Source organism: Okeania sp. SIO2F5 (genome assembly GCF_010692685.1).
GTDB classification, from domain to species: Bacteria; Cyanobacteriota; Cyanobacteriia; order Cyanobacteriales; family Microcoleaceae; genus Okeania; species Okeania hirsuta.
Genome location: NZ_JAAHGU010000020.1, coordinates 40,341 through 63,513, shown reverse-complemented (window position 1 = coordinate 63,513; position 23,173 = coordinate 40,341). Strand labels below are relative to the sequence as shown.

The following is a 23,173-nucleotide window of genomic DNA, read 5'->3' as shown; positions in this document are numbered from 1 at the left end:
GAACTTACGCACGGATACTAAATCCAGTGAGGGCGCAATTCGGAGCTTTGCGCCCCTAAATATGGCGTTTTAAAGGTGAATTTGCGTAAGTCCTGATTAAATTAGCAATAATAAAAATGTGTTCCCTAGACATCTCCAATAATAAAAAATAAAATCAATTATCGTAGATAAATCATCAATTCTTTTCCTTTACTCTGTAGGGACGTTCCATGCAACGTCCCTACTGCCTCACTACCCCTTGGGACAATTCTTACTCCTACCTCCTCTAAATTCCCCTAACTCCTATCTCCTGTCTCCTACCACTACTAAAAGACTTTTTCAGCAGACCCTATTTACGAGCGATCGCATAATAGCGCCAAGGTGCAGGATAACCTTCAACTGTCAACGAAGGGTCTTCAGGATTCAGAAATTCTGACAAACTATCAATATTTGCCCAAGAAGTGCGCCGTTGTTCTGCCACTGACAAAGGTTCGGCAAAAAAACAATTAATATCACTAAACCCCGCTCGCCCTATCCAACTCTCTAAACAGGACTGAGTGGGGAGAAACCAAATACCTCGTGCTTGAGCATAACGTTTCCGAGGTGTTAGAGCTACTGGTAAATCTCCTGGAATGCCTTGACAGTCAATAATAATTTCCCCCTTGGGCGCTAAAGCTTCTCGCATTTTGCGTAGTAAAGCAATAGGGTCAGTGTGATGATAGAGAATACCCAAGCAGAAAATGGTGTCAAAAAATTGAGGGTAATAGTGAATGTGTTCAACTCCCAACAGTTCAAATATCAGCATTTTTTGTTGCACAATATTTTGAATAAGTTGAAAATTCCAAAAATGTTTTGCGTAGGGTTCAAAACCAATAACTAACTCGGGTTGTTGAGCTGCCATGCGGAACATAAAATAACCATTGTGGCAGCCAATATCGGCGACTCTACGATTTTTCAGAGAACTAATATGTGGCAAAATGCGTTCCCATTTCCAATCAGAACGCCATTCAGCATCAATGTTTATACCAAATAGTTCAAACGGACCTTTTTTCCAAGGACAAAATGTTTGCAAACTGTTCCGGAACAGTTGTTGTTGCTCTGGGGAGAGTTCCTCAGCACGACCGACTTTTATTGCTGCGCAGGAAAAGTCGAAAAAATGACTTTTGATATCTGCAACTGTTTGTACTGCTTCGTAATACTTTTGAGTAGAGGTTTCAAATAATTTTTTGTGTTTTTCTTGACGGGTTTTTAATATTGCTTCTGTATTGATCGGGATGTCATATTTATATAAATAATCTGAGGGAATATGGCCGATACTATTATTAAACATGAGACTAAATTTAGAGTTGGTGATGGATCTACAAGCAGAGCCTTTAGTTATAACGATGCCTGATATCGAAGATGAGCGTTATTATACTGCCCAATTGGTTGACCTTTACACCTTCAACTTTGATTACCTTGGCACTCGGGTTGAGGGTAATGATGGAGGAAACTACCTCATCGCAGGTCCAGATTGGAGTGGAGAGCAACCCGAAGGAATTAAGCGAGTAATTCCGTCAGAAACAAATTTAGCTTACTCACTATTACGCACCCAGCTTTTTAATCCTGACGATATTGATAACGTTAATGCAATTCAGGAAAAATATAAGGCTCAACCCTTGAGCGAGTTCCTGGATACTCAGCGGCCAGAAGCTCCCCCAGAAATTGACTATCCTCCAATCTCTTCTGAAACCTTGAACGATCATTTCTTTGAGTATGTCAATTTCTTACTTCAATTTGCTCCTACCCATCCCACTGAAGTAGAACTGCGCGACGAGTTTAAGACAATTGGCGTGGAACCTGGAGCAGTATTTCCGCCAGAAGGTGTTTCTCAAGAGTGGCTTGATGCGATCGCATCCGGTCAACAGGCAGGAATAGACACTATTGATGAAACTGCCCAGGAAACTACATCATCCGCTGGCGTATTTGGAACGCGAGAAGAACTCAATAATGATTATCTCAAACGTGCAGTTGGATCCCTACTGGGTATCTACGGGAACTCAATAGCTGAGGCATTTTACCCAGGTTACATAGTAGATGAAAATGGAGAATTGCTTAATAGCGGGAACTATAATTATGTGTTACAGATTCCCCCAGAAGGCATACCTGCCCAAGCATTCTGGTCGGTGACCATATATGATGGAGTAACTCGTTATTTAATTCACAACCCGCTCGATCGTTACTTGATTAATTCACCGATGCTAGAAGAACTAGAAGAGAATGCAGACGGAAGCATCACCCTATATCTACAATACGAATCTCCTGGGACAGAAAAAGAATCAAACTGGCTTCCGGCACCGGATGGACCTATGTATGTTATCATGCGCATTTACATACCAGAAGAATATGTAATCAACGGTAGTTGGGAAGCTCCACCAATAGAAGCTGAGTAAAAATGTGTAGGAGCTATTTGACGGGAATATTCAGACCAGTTCGGATTTCTCCCTAGTAAACATTTTTGCTGCTGTCCATCCCAAAGCTAGCTTTATCGCCCTTTGGGATATGGCCTGAGATTGTGTTGTTAACCCATTTGATGAGGTTTTACCCATGTTCTTTAACCGTATTTTGAACCGGATGACGCTCTTGCACTTTCTTTTTCAGAAAAATCCACTTGTTAAGAAGGCTAAAGAGCTAATCCTTTCTCTGTCGATAGCCATCCTTTGCTTGGCGATCGTTGCGCCCTCTGTCGCCCTGGCGGATGCCAGCGTTATCGGCTCAAATCCATTTATTGGTGACGTTGAAACCCATATTGGAACGCTTGAGTTCGAGTCAAATGGTTATCCAACTTCAGAAACCATTACCAAGCTCTAGGATGAGATGGACTTCCAGCGAGCTACCCAACTGTATTTGTGGTCTTTGCCTATGGTGAGTATGGCTGAATGGCAAGCTGCCCACGAAGAGACTTTTGGGGTAGAAACGGGTGAAATTAAGGTGACGGAAAACTAAAGAATTTCAAAGTATTAAAAACGCTGAAGACGTAAGGCTGTTGCGAGTCCTCAATGACTTTGTAAAAGTTGACGGAAGACTCTAAATTCCTCAGTTGACTGAAATTCTCTCTGGGAAAAGCTTTTAGGTCAAAAGTGCAAAATTAATAGAACATGAGTTAGACGATTTTGAAACGCTGGAAGCTTTAACTGACAAAGATTATGTAGTCAAGCTTCCAGCTTTTTTGGCAATAGGGGAATTACTTCCGCACAGTAGGCGCCCCGTAGGAAACCTCGCCAATTAGCACTCGCTTTTAAAGGCATGACTTTTAACTTCCGGGTAGCGGCACTAGAACTTCACCCCTCACCCCCGAAAGTTGGCGGCAGCAGCAGGCCAGTTTTCATTGGCGCGGGCAATATTGCCTGGAATATCACGTTCCCAGCGATCGCGAACCCTTAAACTGAAATTGAGATATAGCCTCCCTTCGACAATGCTCCAGGCTTCTGGAACAATAGGAGCTGTGTATCCATTGGCAACGGCAAAAGCACAGAAACCGCCATACTGCGGGGCATATTCCTCTGGGTTTGCTGCAAACAAGTCGCGATTTTTGGCACTGGAAAACCACCAGTTGACACCCATCCAGTTGTGAGTAAATTGTTTATTTCCTTGGACAGGTTTACCTACTTGAAAATACGCAACTGGGTCAGCACCTCGAATGGCAACTCCGTTTTCCGCAAAAATCGGCTCTGTGACATTGGCGATTTGAGATTCATCAGCCTTGTTGGACGATACGGCAATAGCAGACGGTACAGGATCGGTGGATAGTTCTACTGATGGCTGAGGGGAATCTTTCGTTTGTAGGGAAGCACACCCTATGACCAACCCGAAACTAACTGAAGACAAGACAAAATATCGACGTTTCATTTAACTTTTTCTCAAAAGGATTTTGGGATTGCAGGATCGACATCCTCAACTTAAGCTAGTCAACTGAGCAGACTGTGAGAAATTCCTGAAACTCTTTTCATATTGATACTCCCCGCTCTAAAGATACGGAGATTCTTAAGCAATCCAAAACTGGATTCTTAAAGGCATTATCAAACTACCTCTACTGACTCCTTCGAGAGAAAACTCCAAAGTTGTCGCTACTTTTTTGAGAATATTAGCTGCTCCATTCACATCAGCATTTAGTGACAAACCGTTTTTGGTTTGATATAAACCTCTCTGTACTCGTTTTCCTGACGGCTTCCACCTCTCGGGTTTTTCACCGTAGTTTGGCAGGAAATCATCATCCAAAAAGCTTACTTGCGAGGTGTAAGATTCTTCAGTTGCAATAAAATCTATGCCGTACAATTCCCATAACTTACTAATTCGTTCTTTGAGTTTAGCTGTGGGAATTTGCACAAATTTTTGATTGTTTTTGGCTCCAATGTTAATAGCATTTTTTTGCCCCTTATTCCATCCAAAAACAATCCTACCAATACCATTTTCTAAGCAGTTATTTATAACTAATCTGGTCGCTTTATTCACAGCATCGCGCATTTTTCTGTTGCGTTTTTCAGTTATATTGGCTAACTTTTTTGACCAGAATCCTTGAGGTTTGTTATCTTTAATTGTTGCTATTTGTTTGTGATACCACTGGTTAACTGATTTTAAATATTTGCCATCTACAATCAAGCTTGTTCCTACATTGCTAACCCAAGTTAACCAATTACCAACTCCGTGGTCAATACCGAGAACTTTATCCCTGTCAAGTTCAGGTTAATCGACCTCTAACTGATAAACCCACTCAACATAAAAGCAACCATTACGAGGTAGAATCTTTATTTCTCGAATTTTTTTAAACTCAAGATTGCTGGGAAAATTTAGCCAAAAACTATCAATTTTAAAAGCAGCTTTAACTTTTTTCCCCAGAGGTACTCTCACCTGGTTTCCTTTCAGTCTCAAAGCTTGTTTTGGATAAGTTATAACTCCTAGTCCTCCCTTTTTTCGATATTTGGGAAGTTGAGGTTTATTTTTCAGTTTTTCTAGATAGTGTTTGTAGGAAAGCTCCTTGTAGGACTTAAAAGACTCTGTTACTCCTCTCAAGGTTTGCTGTGCTGCTTGAGAATGAAGAAATTGATAATTATGATTTGAGTTTAATTGCTTCTCTAAGTCGTGTTTTCCCGTGATGTATCCCTACTTAAAATACCATTGTCTAGCCAAATATAGCGCTGTGCGCAGGCAACAGGCAACAGCTCATCTGGGGGAATAAAAGACCGATAATACAAGACTTTTAGCTATTGGACAGTTCTTGTAATTTGTAAATATGCCAGCGCACATTGCTATAAATCCCACAATTAATAAGTCGGTTAACCGTGGTACATAAGGTAAGCATTCAGCCGTCAGCAATCAGCTATCAGAAGAGTGCTTTTAGTTGATGATCAAAGCAATATTTAATTCTCTTACTAAAAAAGTTAGCTCTCTTACCTTTAAAGTCTATATTAATTTAAATACTTTCCTATATGAGAGAGTCTTGTTGCATTAAGCAAACAGCTATTAGCTGTCAGTTAGAGCACAAAAAAAGGGGGTTTAAATGAATATAGACTTTGGAGCTGACTTTTGTAGTCATATTTTTCTAGCTCAATTAATAAAACTTTTATCACCTACTAAAAGAAATCGCTGATAGCTGACGGCTGAATGCTTACTTAAAAAGACGTGGCTTTCAAACTCTCGTCCTTCTTCCGTAATGTTCTGAGTTAAATGAAAGAAGAAATTAGAAACTTGACTCATTATAATTGGTTGAATTTTCTTTGATTGATTAAGGGGGGTATGGCAACCGAATTTAGAATAAATTATCGGATTCTTTCAGTATTTCATTTTTGATTTCAGACTTAATTCGGTAACTTCTAGCCTCTAACTTCTGACTTCAACTATAATCCCCACCAGAACCATATTGCCATTGTTCAATCAAACGGCGATAATAATAATTTTGCACCAGAGGAATTTTTGTCACTAAAAACCCCATCATATTTCCTATAGGAGATAATAAACTAAAAATTCCCAAATTAAAATAATGTCTCATCCAATCTAATAAATTTCCAATGCCAACTTGAGGAATAATTTTAATTACTAAACCTGGTTGCTTTAAAGAAGTCATGAATAAAGTTTGTGCTAAAGCGGGAAACTGCACCACATCTTGTAGAAAAGGTGTAAGTACAAATTCCCCTAATCTATCCATTACCTGAAATACACCTGCCAATAGTTGATTAATTTGATTTGGTTCAACTTTTTGGTCTACCCCTACACTCATAGAACGTTGAAACAACCAAGTGACTGATATACTAGGCTGATAAGGTTGCAAAAGTGCTAGAGCATTTGAAGAAAGATTGTCAGTTTTAAGAGCTTCATCAATACCCCCGGTTAGACGTTTCAAGTGACGTACCATAGCTCCAAAACCGCCAAAACTTAGAGGAGACTGACTCCCGCTACTATCTCCCACTGGCAAAATACGATTCCAAGGAGTTTGAAGGGGACTTTGACGATAACAAGGAAAAAAACCAAATAGCGCGCGTTGGAATGTAAGTTGACTAAGCTCCACTTTTTGATATTCAGGTAATAAGCGGAGGTATTCTTCAAAGAATGATTCTAGGGAAATTCTATCTGGATGAGCATCTAAGTAGGTAAATAGATAAGTAGTTCGTCCATCTCTAGCGGGAAATGCTTCCCAAAAGTATTGACATTGGTTTTGTATAGGAGTGAATGAGGCAAAAATGTCTCCTGTATCGTTTTTTGGGTATCCAGTGGCACAGGTACCAACTACTAGACACACTGCATCTGGTTTTTTGCCTTGGCGTGCTTGTTTCACAATAGGAGAAAAATGTCCCATTGCATCCAGAAGCAGTCGAGCTTTTAATGATTGGCCATTACTAACCTGGATATTTATCCCATCTGGATGAATGGTTGCTGCTTCGTAAGCTGTATTTTCAAATAGTTGACCACCTGCTTCAAGGAAACGCTGTTTGAGAGTTTCTAGGAGGTACACTGGATCTACACCTATATTGAGGACATCTTTTACCCAAATATCCTTGCTGTCTGGAAAGCTAATTCTCGCAGGGTTGTATTCAGTGGCGATCGCTGTTTCTAATTCTTCTGAGGAGAGAAGGTTTAATTCTATAAATGTTTCTAGTTCTTTGCGGGATATGTTCCATTCTTGTTTCCTACCTTTGAGGATACCTCGTTCTAACAGAGCTACCCGCCAACCTTTTTTTGCTAAGGTTGCTCCAATAAGTATACCCAGAGTTCCACCACAAATTACTACATCCCAGTCTAAAGTGTTTAATAATTGAGTTTCTTTTTTCACAGTAGTAGGAATAGAAATATTGTCTTCTCGAAGGTTTTGCCAAACCTGGTCAGCTTTCCGCAGACCTTGTAAAGGAGTTCCCGGAATTTGGGAGAGAATTTGTTCTGTTAAGGACATAATTTTTTTGATTAATTTTTGCCGTAATTATTTTATTGCTGATTTTTAAATATTCATTCAAATTATAAGCAATTTTGACGTTGCTGATTTGAGGTATTAAATCCTACTTTAGGTAAATTTTCAGCCAAAATAATAGTGCAAATTATACCTATTTCTTCCTATTTAGTCTCCGAAAAACTCTTTTCTATCTACTGAATTGCTCCTGATGAATCCTGTTAAATCATACATTTATTCACCAACGCCGTAATTTCATATTACAATTTCAATATAATTGTCATCTTTGTTATGAGTTTAAATAATTACAAAACAGATTTTTAGTTTGGAAGGCTTTTTTAGTAATTTGAAGTATTATAAGATTTTGCTTAACTATATTTAATATAACTATAACCATTTTTATTAATTGGTTAAGAAGCGTTGCACAGTAGACATCTCCAAAAATCAAAAATAAAATCAATTCTCACACATAAATTATCAATTCTTTCCCCTCCTGGGAGGGGGAGGGGCGAGGGGTGGGTTCCCTACTGCCTACAGCAAAGCTGCCTACTGCCTCTTTTCTGGAGATGTCTAGTGACGAATGATTTTAGATTTTTGATTGAATTAGATTTTGAATTTGAGAATTGCTAGAATTATTAATATTAGGTTTTTTTTAGTCAAACTCTAAACTAATTTTTGGCAATATTATTCCATAATTTGCAACCTCGTTAAGATAATTATATTGATACTATAGCAATCCTAAATTGGTTGTGACAATTTTTATAATAGCTAATTTGAACTGAAAACTTTTAAAATTATGACTCTTGACTCCTGAATCCTGTAGGGGCGAATGGCCATTCGCCCCTACCACCAAAATATTACAAGTTAAATAGGATTGCTATATTTATGATTATTTTTAATAATTATTCAATTTCATCTAAGGTAACTTATAACATTTCTCCAAAGTAATACTATAGTTTATCACTATTGCCTCTACTTCATATAGGGATTATTTCAGATATTTACACCTAAATCTCGAAGTAAATTCAACCCTATTTTTGTTATTTTTACCCACTTAACTTTTAAAATAGATGTAAAGAAACTCAATTTTTTTGCATTGTACACCTAATTTAATTAGATTATCTCATCATTACTATCTTATAACTGAGAGCAAATAACAGTTTCAATCCTAAGACAATTCAGTTGTTTCTAATCGCTCTTAACTTACTTAAAACCGATCAAAATTATACCTGACAAAGTTAAAAATAGGTTCACCCATATTTAGGTATTTTTGAAGATAAAAATACTCAAATTTGTCAACTTGTCTTTCAAAGTCTATTTGCTGCCAAAAACTAGGTTTCAAATACTGTAGATGACTCTAGTTTTTTGCAGCACTTTGGAATACCTAGATGATGATAATCGCAGATTTTAGAGACCATTACGATTACTACAAAATTTATCTATTCTTCCTCATTATTTTCATCTTCTTTTTCTACTTCTATATTAATCTGCCTAAGATGAATATGTTTATGTCCTAACTGGATAATAAATTCATCCCCTGGTTTTAATCCCATTTCTTGTGTATAGTTAGCGCCTATTACTAACTGTCCATTTCTATGAACACAAGCACGGTAAGTAGCAGCACGCCCTCTTCCATCTTTAACATTGTTATCATCTAAATTTAGCCCCTTTGCCTGTAAAACTGCATCGTAGAACTTAGCAAGATTTACTCGTTTCTGCTTATCTTTTGTATTTGAATAATATCCGCAAGCAATAGCAGTATCTTTCTTTGACTTGTGCGAGAGTTCTTTGACTTTCTTCAACAATGCTTTACCAGTCAGTGGAGTATTTGATTGTTCTGAAGTATTTAATTTTTCTGTTGTTGTTTTAGCCATCTTCTCCATCTACTTAAAATATTCTTCCATAAACTTTAACACTTACGTCGTCTAATATCAAGCCTATTTAACGTTTTCTTTGAGGATATTATCTAATCTCAACTTCAGCGGAGCAACCAACCCCTAAAATCAGACAGTTTTAAGATGTAAAAAAAACTAATGATTAATAGTTATGTACTACTTACCAAATAATTAAGTTTTAAAGACTCCGATTTCAATAATAAATAAATCAAAAAAATCATGTTCGCCAATCATATCCATTTTCAGGAGAGGTAATTATTAATTATTAATTGTTAATTGTTAATTATTTACAGTTAACTGTTCGATGATTTTTGCCTTTGTATAAATGGTGATTTAAATAATTCAAATTTATTTTTTCCCCAGCAATATATCCAAAAGAAAAACCTAAATCATTATTAACGGCAGTCGATTTCTGAACTTTACATTTTACACCTTCTTGCTTTAAATATACTTGAATAGCTAAAGAATATTTTTCAAACATTGAGCGTACAACCATAGCAGATGCCGAATTTCGATCGTCACTACTAGCAATACCTTTTTCCTCCATGGATTTTCGTCTTTGCTCTAATCTCTGTCTTAATCTAGTCGCACAACCAACTCGAAAAGCATTAATAAAAGTTCTTCCTTTACCCCTATGTTGTTTTACTAAACTGTCAACTACAGCAGTTAAATATTCATAAAGTGATTTAGAAACTGTAATATTAGTTTCTGTTCCTACTAATCTCATTTCACCACTGTAAGTAGAACGCATTGCTTGACATCCATTAGCATTAGCAATTCCTGCTAAAATCCACATTTTCCAGGTAACATAACGACCTGTTCTATCAATAATACCCTTAGTAATATCTTCATCCTTTTCTTTTCCTAAATCTGCTACAGATAAATTATGTTGAGCTAATAATTCTGCTGCCTTCTCAGCCGCTAATGCAGCTTCATGTTCATTAGGTGAATTGGCAAGAGCTAGGAGTTTACTAATCTTTTCCAGGAGATTCTTATTGACCATTTCTCTCAGCTTATTTCTAATGCTTTATTATAAATTTTTTATTATGCAACTATACTTACTCAATGTAATATTTATGGTGTTGCTGATGCGTAGGTATGATTTGTATTTGTTGGCGATAATGCTCTGCATAGCTACCGCGAACGCTAAACTATTAAATGACAAATACTTGAGATTATTCAGTTTTTATTTTCATACCTTGATTCAGCAATGGGATATTTACTAGATATTATGGTTTGTTTCAGAATAATTTTTTTTGATTATATTTAATTTTTCACAATTATTCTGTAGTGAATATCATATAGATTATAATAGTAATTAGCTTTGATGTAATCCTATATAATCAAAATTTATCAAGCTATAAATAACTTTATTGAATTACAAAATGCTATAGCTTCATAACTATCAAACTTTCAAAAATGTGTTTTACTATAATTCAACAAATGCTATTTTACTATAGTGCTTAAAACAGTGTTTTATTGAGTGATACATATCCAAATTTATTGTCTATTTTTTGTCCTCTAAATCTCAATTTTTTATCTCATCCAACTGATAAAAGCTATAGGTGGTGCTACATTGTAATGGTCGTGCATTGTCGGCAATTTTTGTTACGAGGCACGGCAGTGGGAGTCTCTTGCTGCCGTACCTGGTATTTCTGTTTGCTGTATACCACTACGCTCCGCAGGACTACCAAGCTATAAACTAGATTTAATTTTGCTTCGAGCGATGCTTGATCGCTTATACCGTTTCACTAAAGTCAGAAGTCAGAAGTGATATTTTAGGTATTTAAAACCTCTACTCTACAGTAATTTCTGTTTATTATTTGACTTCATCAGTTACCAACTATTGGTGAAATTATTTTAAGTGAATTGGTATGACAACATCACTTCCTGATATTTTGAATAACTCTATGGTAAATTTTATCCAGAAAAGTTTTGAATTATATAAAAGCTGAAAGATAATTTTCTTCCAGCTCTATACTTATATCAATTAATTATAACAGATAAAATCTATATCCTTTAAACTTAGTCAGCATTTTCTCGATACCATTCAATTGTATTCTTCAGTCCTTGCTTAAAATCTACATTAGCAACAAAACCAAACTTTTCTTTTGCTTTTTGTGTATCTAAACATCGCCTAGGTTGACCATTAGGTTTATCAGTTTCCCAAACTAATTCTCCCTTGAAATCCATTAATTCACAAATTAACTCTACTAAATCACGAATCTTTACTTCATGATTAGTTCCTAAATTAATAGGATCAGATTCATTGTAAAATTGAGTTGCCATAACAATTGCTCTTGCAGCATCTGTAGAGTATAAAAATTCACGACTAGGACTACCATCACCCCAAACAGGCAATTTTTTATCTCCTCTAACTTGAGCTTCATGTACTTTCCGAATTAAAGCAGGAATTACATGGGAACTCTTAGGATCGAAATTATCTTCAGGTCCGTACAAGTTAACAGGTAACAGATAAACACCATTAAAACCATACTGTTGACGATAAGCATCCAGTTGAACTAAAAGAGCTTTCTTGGCAATACCATAAGGAGCATTAGTTTCTTCTGGATAACCATTCCAAAGGTCTTCTTCTTTAAAAGGAACCGGAGTAAATTTAGGATAAGCACATATCGAACCCACACAAACAAATTTTTCTACATTTGCTTTATAAGCACAATCAATTAATTGCACTCCCATCATCAAATTATCGTAAAATAACTCACCAGGTTTTTCCTTATTCAGGCCAATACCCCCTACATGAGCAGCAAGGTGAATTATAATATCCTGTTCTTGGACAGCTTTTTGGCAAGCTTCCAGAGTCCTAAGGTCATAATCACGCGATCGCGGTACAGTAATCTTATCAGGATTAGCTCCTGCTTTATGAAGTTGATCTATAACTTGGCGTCCAAGAAAACCCGATCCACCTGTTACCAAAATTCTCTTGTTTTCTAACTCTAATTTACTCATTAAAAACCTCCAACATTGATACTAATTAGACTTTAGCTTTAAGGTATTGTGGATTAAAATCAGCCCAATAAAAATACGGTTATACTATAGGTCTTAGAGATAGAAAAATCTCTTATTTCCTATTACTGGGATTTAATTGCTACTCAAGATTTTTCCAGCTTTAGGGTGTAGAAGAAATTTTGGCTTTCCTGAGATGATATATAGCGGTGAAGTCAAAAGTTATAAGGTAATATCTGAGAGAGTTTTCGATGCCCAAATGCTTCCCTAGGGGATGCTACCCATTCATGTCGCGCAGCGTATCAAACCATTTTGCTCTGCAACATGAAAAGCGTTTGCGGAGCATGACCTAGGAAAGCTTTGCGCCAGCAAAAAAGCAAACAGGATTTACCAATATCCAAGTCCTATATGCATAGTGCTATAGAAGAAAATTTGACAATTTAAATTTCACCAAAAATTTAGGAATTATATCCAGCATTTGTACAGTCATAATCTCATAGACCTTAACTGTTAATTTTTAGTTTAACTAAACTTCTCACATTCTGCATTAGTAAACAGCTATTTATGATTGCTATAGTAGCATCTAAAAACAATCAATTCCTACTAGGACTGTAGCTAAATATCATCTTATATTGATGCCAGCTTTTTACTTCATACTTATTCTAGTGCTAGAAATATTTTTTCTTGAATTACTCTCTACTTTTACTCATTATATTATCTAGATACACCTGATAATTCTCTCTTTCTTTTTAGCTACTTTTTCATCATCAAGTTTATTTAATTTTGATAGTGCCAAAAGACCAATAAAAGCACTATCACCTCAAAAAAATTAAGGATTACCTCAAGAGTTAAATCCTCTTAATAACTTAGCCAAAAAATTTTAATCAAAACCATTGCTCATGGTAGTAGTTTTTTCCAAAGCTTTAATATCAGAATCAACCATTAAATTTACCAACTCTGTAAATGTAACTGATGGTTTCCAACCTAACTTTTCTTGTGCTTTTGTACAATCACCAATTAACAAATCAACCTCCGCTGGACGTAAATAACGGGGGTCAAACTCCACATAATCTTGCCAATTTAAGTTTACATAAGTAAATGCTATTTCTAGAAATTCTTTAATAGAATGAGTTTCATTAGTAGCAATTACATAATCATCTGCTTGCTCCTGTTGTAGCATCATCCACATAGCTCTAACATAATCCTTTGCATATCCCCAATCTCGTTTAGCATCCAAGTTACCAAGATAGAGTTTCTTCTGTTTACCCGCTACAATTCTAGCTACAGCACGAGTAATTTTACGAGTTACAAAAGTCTCACCTCGACGAGGACTTTCATGGTTGAATAATATACCATTACAAGCAAAGAGATTATATGATTCTCGATAATTTATTGTTTGCCAGTGGGCATAAACTTTAGCACAAGAATAAGGACTACGGGGGTAAAAAGGTGTAGTTTCTTTCTGAGGTACTTCTTGGACTTTGCCAAACATTTCCGAAGAACCAGCTTGATAAAAACGAACTTCAATTCCAGTACGTTGTTGATAGTCTCGAATTGCTTCGAGTAAACGTAGAGCGCCCATTCCCACGGCATCTACTGTATACTCTGGAGAATCAAAACTAACCCTTACATGGGACTGGGCACCCAAGTTGTATATTTCTACAGGTTTAACTTCTTCCAGAATTCGACGTAGAGTAGTCCCATCAGTTAAGTCTCCATAATGTAGAAATAATCTAGCATCAGGATTATGAGAATCTTCATATATATGGTCTATCCTATCTGTATTGAAGCTAGAACTACGTCTAATAATACCATGAACTTCATAGTCCTTCTCTAACAAAAGTTCGCTCAAGTATGAACCATCTTGACCTGTAATACCAGTAATTAGTGCTCGTTTCTTTTCAGTCATTGGAGTTAATATTTACTAAGGTAATAAATTGTCAGGGGAATGTCCATAATAATTAGCTCAATCGCTACAGTGCAAAAAAATAAATATATATATATTTTTTTGTTTGCTTATATAGTTTGGTTATACTCTCTACCATCCCCAGATTTCTAGACTAACCTAAAATTGTTCTCATAACCAAGTATTTTGAGTTAATATTTATCAACTTTACTCCTTGAAAAACACTATTTCTCTCAAGCAACTAAAACAGATGTTATTTAAGCTGATCAATTTTGGTTAGTAGGTTAGAAAGATAATAGTTGGAAAAATACTATCAACCTCTAACCCCGTAATAACTTCAATTGATTTTAAATCACTTAGTCATTAATGACAAGCCTTAGTAAGCACCATTGTTTTTTGGGAAAACAACAATACCAACTGTTTTAAACATGATCCATATATCTATCCAAAAATTTCTGAAGTTTACATAAAAAAGGTCAATTTGAACTCTCTTAGGATATGGAATATCATTGCGACCAGAAACTTGCCATAAACCTGTAATTCCCGGTTTGATTGTCAGAATTTTATCCATGTGATGACCATATTTTGGTAGTTCTTCAACCACTAATGGTCTAGGCCCTACAACGCTCATATCACCTTTCAAAACATTCCAGAATTGGGGAAATTCATCTAAACTCGTCACCCTAAGAAATTTACCTATCCATGTAATTCTAGGGTCATGTTTTAATTTAAAACTTTCTTGAAATTCTTGGCGCAGATGAGGATATGTTTCCATAATTTCTCCTAACATCTCATCTGCATTTTTCACCATAGTTCTAAACTTCAAACAACGGAAAAGCTTTCGATTTTTACCCACTCTTTCTTGAACATAAAAAACAGATCCTGGTGAGCTAAAGACAATTAGTAAAGCTATAAACAGGTAAACGGGGGCAAACAATATGAGAACCGACAGAGAAAACAGGATATCAAATAATCGTTTATAAAATCCTACCTCTAGGCCCTCTAGAAATCGACTTTTTTGTCTATCTCTGGGGAGGAAAGGTTGAAAACCATGTCCTGTAAACCCTCTAATTACCTTGCCAGAGATGAATTGGCTATCGGCAGTCATCTTACTCCTTCACTTCACACCACACACAGTCCTGATCATAAAGCTTATAGCGAAATAGAGGGCAAATTTAGTTACGAAAAAGATGACTAATTTTGGAAAAGGACAATTATTTGGCTCTCGCTTCGGATACTTGGGTGCCTCTATTGATAGATTTTATACAAATCTTTGATTTGTATTAATCTCAAGATTAACCATGAGGATTATGATAGTCCCATATTTATATGAAATACTAAAATTTTTGCTACAAATATAGCAATGTTCGCTGGCATATTTACAAATTCCAGGAGGTGTTCAATAGCTCAAAGTCTTATCTGACAAGCTTTTTCTTCCCCCAAATGAGGTGTTCCCTATTGCCTGTTCCCTGGGCGCAGCGCTATAATTAAGCTCTTTCAATGAGTCAGGAGGCATGATTTAGAAGTCAGGAGTCAGGAGGAATAGCCTACATATCATGTATTAGAGTAAAACTCTGTTTTTAGTCAAATCGACATTTCTGGGTAAAGTTTTTTAACCAGTTAAATTATTCGTATCATTCTTTTTTATATTTCATATGAAATATGAGATATTTACTATACCTACTTAGTTAATATTAGCCTATACCACCAGTCAATCGGCAATTATAAATAGTCAGTAGTTAAAATTCAAGTTGAATCTATTGCAATATGAAAGTATAGCAGTACGTTCTTTGGTTAGGACAATAAATTTAAGTGAAAAGGGAATAGGGAGCAGGGAGTTGGGAGTTGAGAATAGGGAGACTGTAGTAAAAAACATCTGAAAAATAGCCTCAAAAGCTTACGTAGCAATAATTTAACGTCAAATTAGCTTATTTGTCGATCTATCTAGGTTTTCCTCGGTCATGCTACCCAAAGAGGAATTTTGAGCCTATTGATGTATTTCCTTTGTCCTGTAAGGGTTTGAACTATTTTTACCCTCAAAAATATCAAAGTACCTATAGGAAATAGGAGAATCTCCGCACCCTATTTGCGTAGTGCTATAGTGTTATATTCTACATCTGGCATAGGTTAAACACTAACAGTCGTAGGATTAGCAGTCTCAATAATTATATTCTCAATTGCCTCAGCAGATAAACTAGGATTAGCCTGTTTAATTAAAGCTGCTACACCTGCAACATGGGGTGTTGCCATAGAAGTGCCAGCAAAAAAACTGTATAAGTTACCTGTTATTGAAGGAGCTACAGGTCCATAAATATCTCCTGCATCTTCAGGAAAACCATCTCCTCCTGGGGCCACAACATAATCCAGTTCACCTCCAGCTTTATTAGAAAAAGAAGAAAATTGGGCATTTCGATCTACTGACCCAACTGCAATTCCATATTCATTAGCTAATCTTGCTGGATAATCAGGACTGCTTAAACTACCATTACCTGCCGCAGAAACAAATACAACACCTCTATCAGCAGCATAACGAATAGCATCGAGTTCACTGGGGACTAAATTTCTCCCACCAGAACTAAAGTTAATTACATCTGCTCCATTGTTAACAGCATAGAGAATGGCTGATATTCCATCGCTAACCTTACCCACCCCTTCATCATTTAGTACCCGGAGAGACATAATTTTAGCATTTGGAGCTACTCCAGTTGTTCCTACTCCATCTCTCTTCGCAGCAATTGTACCTGCGATATGAGTTCCATGACTTTCTTCATCCATTGGGTCACTATCATTACTTACAAAATCCCAACCCCAGGTATCATCTATATAACCATTGTCATCATCGTCAATACCATTATTGGGAATTTCACCGCTATTGCTCCACATTTGGCCTGTTAATTCAGGATGGGTATTATCTACACCACTATCAATGACAGCTACCACAATACCTTCTCCCTGAAAACCTTGATTCCAAACTTCTGGTGCTTTGACTAAATCTAGTCCCCACTGATTTCCGCCGATATCTGGAATATCTGGAAAAGGGGCAGCTCCAGTAGCACTGGCCACTGCTGCTGAGGCATCAACTAAACCATATCCAAAAGTACTGTTAAAGCTTGACTGTATAGAACTAGCTGTTTGTGGAACTTCATTTATACTTATAGTATTATCAAAAATCAAGCGACTTTCAACAAGTTGTGTGTCAGATATTGCTTTAATTCTTGCTAAAATTAAACCATTTGTCTGAACCTGAATTAATGTATCCCCCGATAAAGAATCTGCTGTTAATAAGATATCATTTTCTGTTAAATTTTCTGGTATTTTAATTCTGTCAAAATTAGCATCAAAATCATCAATAATATCTGCCGTATCTATATTATTATTTTGAGGTTCTCGCAGCACAAATGTGTCATTGCCAACTCCTCCAATTAATGTATCTTTTCCTAAGTCTCCAGAAATTAGATCGTTACCATCTCCACCTAATAAAATATCGTTTTCTTTACCCCCAAACATTGTATCGTTACCAATTTCTCCATAAATTGTATCGCTACCAATTTCTCCAAAAATTAAATCGTTACCTTGTTCAGCATAAATCAAATCATTATCTCTACCTCCTCGTAAAGTATCAGAACCGTCCCCACCAAATAGGTTGTCGTTGCCTTTATTACCATTAATTAGTTCAGGATTTGATGAGCCTATTACTGTATCATTACCATCTAGAGCTTTTAGACCTTCTGGGTATGGAGTCAGTAAATTTAGGGGTACAATAAAGTTATTAGGATTGTTATCTAATAAATAAGATAAACCATCAGAGCTAGGACCAATCATTGCATTCTTTTCTTGATACTAATTTTTAGTATAGGCGCACTTTATTTATTTTGCGTTAAATCATATTTTCCCTTTTTCCCTGATTCCTTAAATTTCATTAATCTTAGGAAATTAATTATTTTGCTTTAGCAACTTTTCAAAGTTATTCTTTCTGATTATTCCTATTCATTAGGAGTCTTACTTATTCCTATTTTAATTATTTCCCATTTCATATTCAGCTTTTTTATAATTCTTTTTATTGAATCTTTACTTACCTCTATTTACAATTTTTTTTTATTTTAAACATCACTTTATTGAGAATTTTTGATTCATATTTTACCATCTATTTTGTCTAAAATTTTTAACCTAAATTCCGCACTTCAAAACTTAGTATAAATGGCAAGTAGTCAGTAGTCATTTAGGGGAGCAGTCTGATTGGCGACGTACATTAGTCAGTAGGCAATGACCCTGACTAATTAGGGCTTGCTGATTAAATCTAAAAGTATTTACAGATAAAGGTTTTCGCCTTTTTGGGATCGAAAAAAGTGCCTGATTTTCAGCTCTTCATGCTCAAAAAGGAGCGTATTTTAGGCGCATAGTTAGGCAGAAAAATCAAAGGACAATTCTTACTGCTACCTCCTCGTTCATTCCCTTTTCTCCTGTCTCCTGTCTCCTGTCTCCTGTCTCCTACCCTCACCCATAAGACTTTTTCAGCAAACCCTAATTATCTGACTTCATCAAATACTTATGCTTGATTGATTCAATTAAATTTTGCTTTCGTCTCAGTTAAATTATGATGATTTATAGACTATAAATACCGATAACACACTGAGATTTGTGCTACTTTTTATGTAAAAAATTGACGTGGCAAATCTGATTTTCAAAATTATTATCCCCTTTTAATGCCCAATTTTTTCGATTATTCTTTACTTTTTGTATGCAACGAGCAACTTTATTACTCTTAATAAACACCACCATGTGATAGTCTTAAATCTAATCTTTTCTTGAATTTTTTGATTTGCTATTCCCTTAAAATAGGTTTTTTCCTATTTGCTGTCGTTCGTTATTGTTTAAATTTTTGAGGAATCTATCTCCTTGATTATTGTATCTTGATAACAATTTATTTTTCATCAGGCAATGTAGCAAGAACAACATTAGTAGTGGAATGACCACTCTTAAATGTTGCTTTGGAAAAAATGCTCAAACTTTGCCAGAATAGAAATTAAACTCAAAAAGCTAATGCACTCTTTAAAAGTAATAATTCCAGTAGTGGATTGACACATCTAAAATGGTGTGTTGTGACGGATTGTAAAATACTATTCACAGATTATATTTTAGACGTCTAACGCACCCTAATGGACTGTTTGAGCTAAAATAGTGCATTAGATTTGTCATTTTAGCTAGAGGAAGTTATCTCTTAAAAATTTGCTATTGCAACATTTAAGATGAAACAGTCCACTACTGGATTGACACGCCTTAAATGTTGCTAAAAAAAAATGCTTAAACTTTTGCAGAACAAGAGTTACATCAAAACAGCTAATGCACTATTCTAGCTTTGTCAGTCCAGTAGGTTTTGAGCCAGAAGTTAGTAAATCTGTTCCAAATCACCTCAACAGCTATTCAAAAGGCCATTGAAGGAGGTGAAATTAAATTTATCCAGAAAAATGCTATCCAGAAAAATGCTGGTGGAGTTGGTGTTTGCTTTAGTTGTGTATAATTTCTAGAACTAAACAGTAAATAGGGAAAGCTGACAAGGACTAAACGAGAGACGGTGTTGAGGCGATAGCCCATAATTTAATATTCCTTGCTTGTGCTTATGAGTACCATAACCTTTGTTATTAGTCAAGTCATAAACAGGATACTTTTTTGCTAAACGTATAATCAATGTATCTCGCCAAACTTTAGCCACAATACTTGCAGCAGCGATCGCTAAACACTTACTATCTCCTTTAACAATGACTTTCTGAGGTATAGATAAATCTTTAATTTGCTGATTCCCATCAACCAAAACCAAGTTTGGCCTATATTTCAACTTGAGGACAGCTCGCTTCATAGCCAATAAAGAAGCTTGTAAAATATTCAAACGGTCAATCTCGCGCACGGAAGCTATACCAATTTTACAATCCAAAGCTATAGCTTGAATCTCACTAGCCAAATGACTACGACGCTTTTTTGTTAATTTTTTACTATCTGTTACTTCTCCCCCTTGATAAAGGGAAGCTAGAGGGGATGGCAAATCATCCAATTCTGGCAAAATTACTGCTGCTGCCACTACAGGCCCAAATAATGCTCCACGTCCTACTTCGTCCACACCAGCAGTGATAGGTTCAATTATATTAACAGGATATACCATTTATTCTTGAGTAGGGGAGTAGGGGAGTAAGGGAGAAGTCTTTTCAGTTATCAGTTATCAGTTATCAGTACCTCTGGAATAAGGAGGCTTGACATAAGGAATATTCTCTTTTTTTTATCCCCTTAAAAGGATAGGCTTTAGACCACAATTTATCGGTAAACATAAGAATAATTAACAATAACTGGTTAATAATTCTCAAAAAATTATTCATTAGATGTTAATTACTTAATAACTGAAGTGTCACTTAAGCGTGGCACTTTTTTTAAAATTGGTATTACAGAACTGAGGTTTATAGATATAGCAAGGAACGAGTTGGTGTTTGATAGAGATTGATGATGAACTTGAGACAGAGAAAAGCTTTTACCGAATAATTAAGGTTTAAAGCCTCTCATTTAAAGGAGAAAAAATTTTCCCTTTTGCGTCAATCCTCTTCTTTTCAAGGAGAGGTAATAATTAATAATTAATTATTAATTAATTATTAATTATTAATTGTTGAACACTGTTCCCTGTTCCCTACTATAAATATAAATTCTGTTTATTCTTCTGTAGCTGCCGAAGAACGACGACGACGACGCCTAATTGGCCCTGAATCATCAGAGTCATTGCTATCTGAACTGAGATCGACATCTGAATCACTCAATTCTGCCTCGTATTGACCATTTTCCTCATCACTATCAAAATCACTTTGATCTTCTGACTCTAAAGACATTGATGAATCAACCTCCTCTACTTCTAATTGCGGTTCTTCATCGTTATCTTCCTCTTCGTACTCTACTTCTGACTCAAGCTCAACATCTTCTTTTTTTTCTGTTGTTTCTCTAACACTATTCTCCCCAGGTTCCTGAATAGAAATAATTACTGATTTAGGATTTTTAACCGTTCCCTCCTCTAAAAGTGTTATTGGAGAAATACCCATCAAAGCATAAACATCTTGCTCATCAGGTGTCATTTCTACTGTCACTATCTCTGGAGGTTCAGTAATAGGTCTAATTATCTCTCTTCCCGGGCGTCGATTAGGTGTTGTTAGTGGATATCCTTCTGAAAGCATAGGATATTCCATATCTGTGCCCATTTCTCTTTCTTGCAATTCTAATGATTCATCTTGCATTGTTTCACCGACTCCTACTCGTCGCCGTCGTCGCCGTCGGTTAGATTCTTGATAACTAGGGTGATTCAACAATTCTAAATCTGAGGAATGATTAGTAGACTCTACTTCTTGATATCCTTGTGTAGTCTCCCCAGTAGAAGTTTGAGTTGCTGTTACCAAAGTTGGAGGAGCAATAGTTGGTCTCATAGTTTCTTCGACCTCTGGGGTACGACTAACCACAGACAAATTAACTTCCTCCATCGGAATTTCTGATTCCCCTGGTAAACGAACTAAATGTCCTAATCCATTACAGCTAGGACAAGTACGACCAAAAAGTTCATATACATTTTGACCTTGACGTTTACGAGTCAACTCAACTAACCCCAATTCTGATAACTGAGCTATTTGAGGTCTCGCTTTATCAGCTTTGAGAACTTGATTAAAGTGTTCAAGAACTTGCAATTGGTCTCGCCGTGAGTCCATATCAATAAAGTCCACAATAATGACTCCAGCAATATTACGCAGGCGTAACTGACGGGCTATTTCTGTAGCTGCTTCACAATTTGTCCAAAGTACTGTTTCACGAGCTGTAGCGGAGCGTGTGAAGGAACCGGAGTTGACATCTATCACAGTTAGTGCTTCAGTAGGTTGGATAATAATGTAACCACCAGATGGTAAGTCTACTCTAGGTCTAAGAGCTTCTCGAATGGCTGCATTAACCCGGAAATATTCTAGAATCGGGATACGATCGCTATGATAGTCAATTAAAACTTGTAGTGGTTTGCCCCCGCTCCAGTTAAGCAGGTGTTTTTTGACTCGCTTCACTGCCTCATTGGAGTCCACTACAATCCGATTTACATCTGTGCTATACATATCTCGCAGCACTCGTTGAATAAAGTCACTATCACGATTTAGTAGTGCAGGTGCTCTATTAGAGTTCCCCTCCGTTTGGACTGTTTCCCACTGTTGCTGCAATAGTTCTAAATCTTCTAGAATTGCTTCTTCTTCCATTCCTTCTGCTTCAGTACGGACTAATAGTCCCATTCCTGCTGGTTTGATTAAAATCGCTAATGCTCTGAGGCGATTTCTTTCGTTTTCAGAACTAATACGTCGGGATAGGTTGACACCCCGTCCATAAGGCATTAGGACTAAATAGCGGCCTGGTAGAGTTATGTTGCCTGTTAAGCGTGGTCCTTTTGTCCCAGTGGGTTCTTTCATCACTTGCACCAGGACTTTCTGTTGGGGTGTAAGTAGTTCTGTTATTGCACCGGAAGAACGCTTTAATCTTAATGGCCCTAAATCGCTAACATGAATAAATCCGTTGCGTTCGGGGTCTCCAATGTTTACAAATGCTGCATCTATCCCTGGTAGTACATTTTCTACAACTCCTAGGTATATATCACTAACTTGGTGGCTGCCTGTGGCAACGACAAGTTCTTGTATTTGGTCTTCAGAAAATACCGCAGCAATTCTATGTTGCTCGGCAATAATTATTTGCTTTGGCATTCAATTCCCTCTATTGCTTAATAAAAATGTGGCGCTATGGATTAAGTCACCTTTGGTGTTATTTAGGTTATTTGTAATCTTGAATATTCACTACAATGCTTGTTTTTTCGGTAAATTTTACTTCTTTTTTGGCGTTGGTGATTTGAGATATGAAATCAGTAATTTAGGTAAATTAAGAGTAATTCTTTGAATGGCAAGATTAGATACTGTCTTTATTTAGATTGACTGAAAAGCACTTTTCTTTATTCTTAATCCTGACTCCTGA

General features: G+C 36.3%; 17 protein-coding genes. 4 read left to right on the top strand and 13 right to left on the bottom strand.

Going from position 1 to position 23,173, the window contains the following annotated elements:
• Positions 1-328: 328 nt before the first annotated feature.
• The gene (cmoB, locus tag F6K27_RS10425; protein WP_287275909.1) at positions 329-1,309 is read right to left on the bottom strand and encodes a tRNA 5-methoxyuridine(34)/uridine 5-oxyacetic acid(34) synthase CmoB; all 981 of its coding nucleotides are present in this window, start codon (positions 1,307-1,309) and stop codon (positions 329-331) included.
• Here cmoB and F6K27_RS10420 point away from each other — a divergent pair.
• From F6K27_RS10420 to F6K27_RS10410, 3 genes are all read left to right on the top strand, one after another.
• On the top strand, positions 1,308-2,411 hold the full coding sequence (locus tag F6K27_RS10420; protein ID WP_287275908.1) for a DUF1254 domain-containing protein: 1,104 nt from the start codon (positions 1,308-1,310) through the stop codon (positions 2,409-2,411). The genes cmoB and F6K27_RS10420 overlap by 2 nt on opposite strands.
• A gap of 154 nt (positions 2,412-2,565) precedes the next feature.
• Positions 2,566-2,829, top strand: a complete 264-nt coding sequence (locus tag F6K27_RS10415; protein WP_287275905.1) for a hypothetical protein — start codon at positions 2,566-2,568, stop codon at positions 2,827-2,829.
• Positions 2,830-2,835: 6 nt separating this feature from the next.
• The gene (locus tag F6K27_RS10410) at positions 2,836-2,964 is read left to right on the top strand and encodes a hypothetical protein (RefSeq protein ID WP_287275903.1); all 129 of its coding nucleotides are present in this window, start codon (positions 2,836-2,838) and stop codon (positions 2,962-2,964) included.
• Between the two features lie 342 nt (positions 2,965-3,306).
• On the opposite strand, the gene F6K27_RS10405 is transcribed toward F6K27_RS10410, so the two are convergent.
• From F6K27_RS10405 to F6K27_RS10360, 10 genes are all read right to left on the bottom strand, one after another.
• Positions 3,307-3,867 (bottom strand): YHS domain-containing (seleno)protein, encoded by a 561-nt coding sequence (locus F6K27_RS10405; RefSeq protein ID WP_287284285.1) that lies wholly within the window; start codon positions 3,865-3,867, stop codon positions 3,307-3,309.
• Positions 3,868-4,002: 135 nt separating this feature from the next.
• On the bottom strand, positions 4,003-4,671 hold the full coding sequence (locus F6K27_RS10400) for an RNA-guided endonuclease TnpB family protein (RefSeq protein ID WP_375339676.1): 669 nt from the start codon (positions 4,669-4,671) through the stop codon (positions 4,003-4,005).
• A gap of 30 nt (positions 4,672-4,701) precedes the next feature.
• Entirely contained in the window at positions 4,702-5,028 is a 327-nt protein-coding gene (locus F6K27_RS10395; protein WP_287275900.1) for a hypothetical protein, read from the bottom strand.
• A gap of 820 nt (positions 5,029-5,848) precedes the next feature.
• Entirely contained in the window at positions 5,849-7,399 is a 1,551-nt protein-coding gene (locus F6K27_RS10390; RefSeq protein WP_287275898.1) for an NAD(P)/FAD-dependent oxidoreductase, read from the bottom strand.
• Between the two features lie 1,433 nt (positions 7,400-8,832).
• Entirely contained in the window at positions 8,833-9,267 is a 435-nt protein-coding gene (locus F6K27_RS10385; protein WP_124147613.1) for an AbrB family transcriptional regulator, read from the bottom strand.
• 304 nt (positions 9,268-9,571) lie between these two features.
• Positions 9,572-10,291: a DUF2786 domain-containing protein gene (locus F6K27_RS10380; protein WP_124147614.1), complete on the bottom strand. Its 720-nt coding sequence runs from the start codon at positions 10,289-10,291 to the stop codon at positions 9,572-9,574.
• 1,022 nt (positions 10,292-11,313) lie between these two features.
• A complete protein-coding gene (locus tag F6K27_RS10375) occupies positions 11,314-12,258 on the bottom strand; it encodes a GDP-L-fucose synthase (RefSeq protein ID WP_124147616.1) in 945 nt (314 codons plus the stop codon).
• Positions 12,259-13,135: 877 nt separating this feature from the next.
• On the bottom strand, positions 13,136-14,164 hold the full coding sequence (gene gmd, locus F6K27_RS10370; RefSeq protein WP_287275896.1) for a GDP-mannose 4,6-dehydratase: 1,029 nt from the start codon (positions 14,162-14,164) through the stop codon (positions 13,136-13,138).
• 373 nt (positions 14,165-14,537) lie between these two features.
• The gene (locus F6K27_RS10365; RefSeq protein ID WP_287275895.1) at positions 14,538-15,269 is read right to left on the bottom strand and encodes a sugar transferase; all 732 of its coding nucleotides are present in this window, start codon (positions 15,267-15,269) and stop codon (positions 14,538-14,540) included.
• Positions 15,270-16,288: 1,019 nt separating this feature from the next.
• A complete protein-coding gene (locus F6K27_RS10360) occupies positions 16,289-17,983 on the bottom strand; it encodes a S8 family serine peptidase (protein WP_287275892.1) in 1,695 nt (564 codons plus the stop codon).
• Between the two features lie 1,552 nt (positions 17,984-19,535).
• On the opposite strand from F6K27_RS10360, the gene F6K27_RS10355 reads away from it, so the two are divergent.
• Positions 19,536-19,679 carry a hypothetical protein gene (locus tag F6K27_RS10355; protein ID WP_287275890.1) on the top strand — a complete coding sequence of 48 codons (144 nt, stop codon included), beginning with the start codon at positions 19,536-19,538 and terminating at the stop codon, positions 19,677-19,679.
• Between the two features lie 9 nt (positions 19,680-19,688).
• Here the strand turns inward: F6K27_RS10355 and F6K27_RS10350 are convergent, their stop codons facing one another.
• Together F6K27_RS10350 and F6K27_RS10345 are read right to left on the bottom strand one after the other, a co-directional pair.
• Positions 19,689-20,315, bottom strand: a complete 627-nt coding sequence (locus F6K27_RS10350; protein ID WP_124147620.1) for a ribonuclease HII — start codon at positions 20,313-20,315, stop codon at positions 19,689-19,691.
• 535 nt (positions 20,316-20,850) lie between these two features.
• On the bottom strand, positions 20,851-22,908 hold the full coding sequence (locus F6K27_RS10345; protein ID WP_287275888.1) for an Rne/Rng family ribonuclease: 2,058 nt from the start codon (positions 22,906-22,908) through the stop codon (positions 20,851-20,853).
• Positions 22,909-23,173 lie beyond the last annotated feature (265 nt).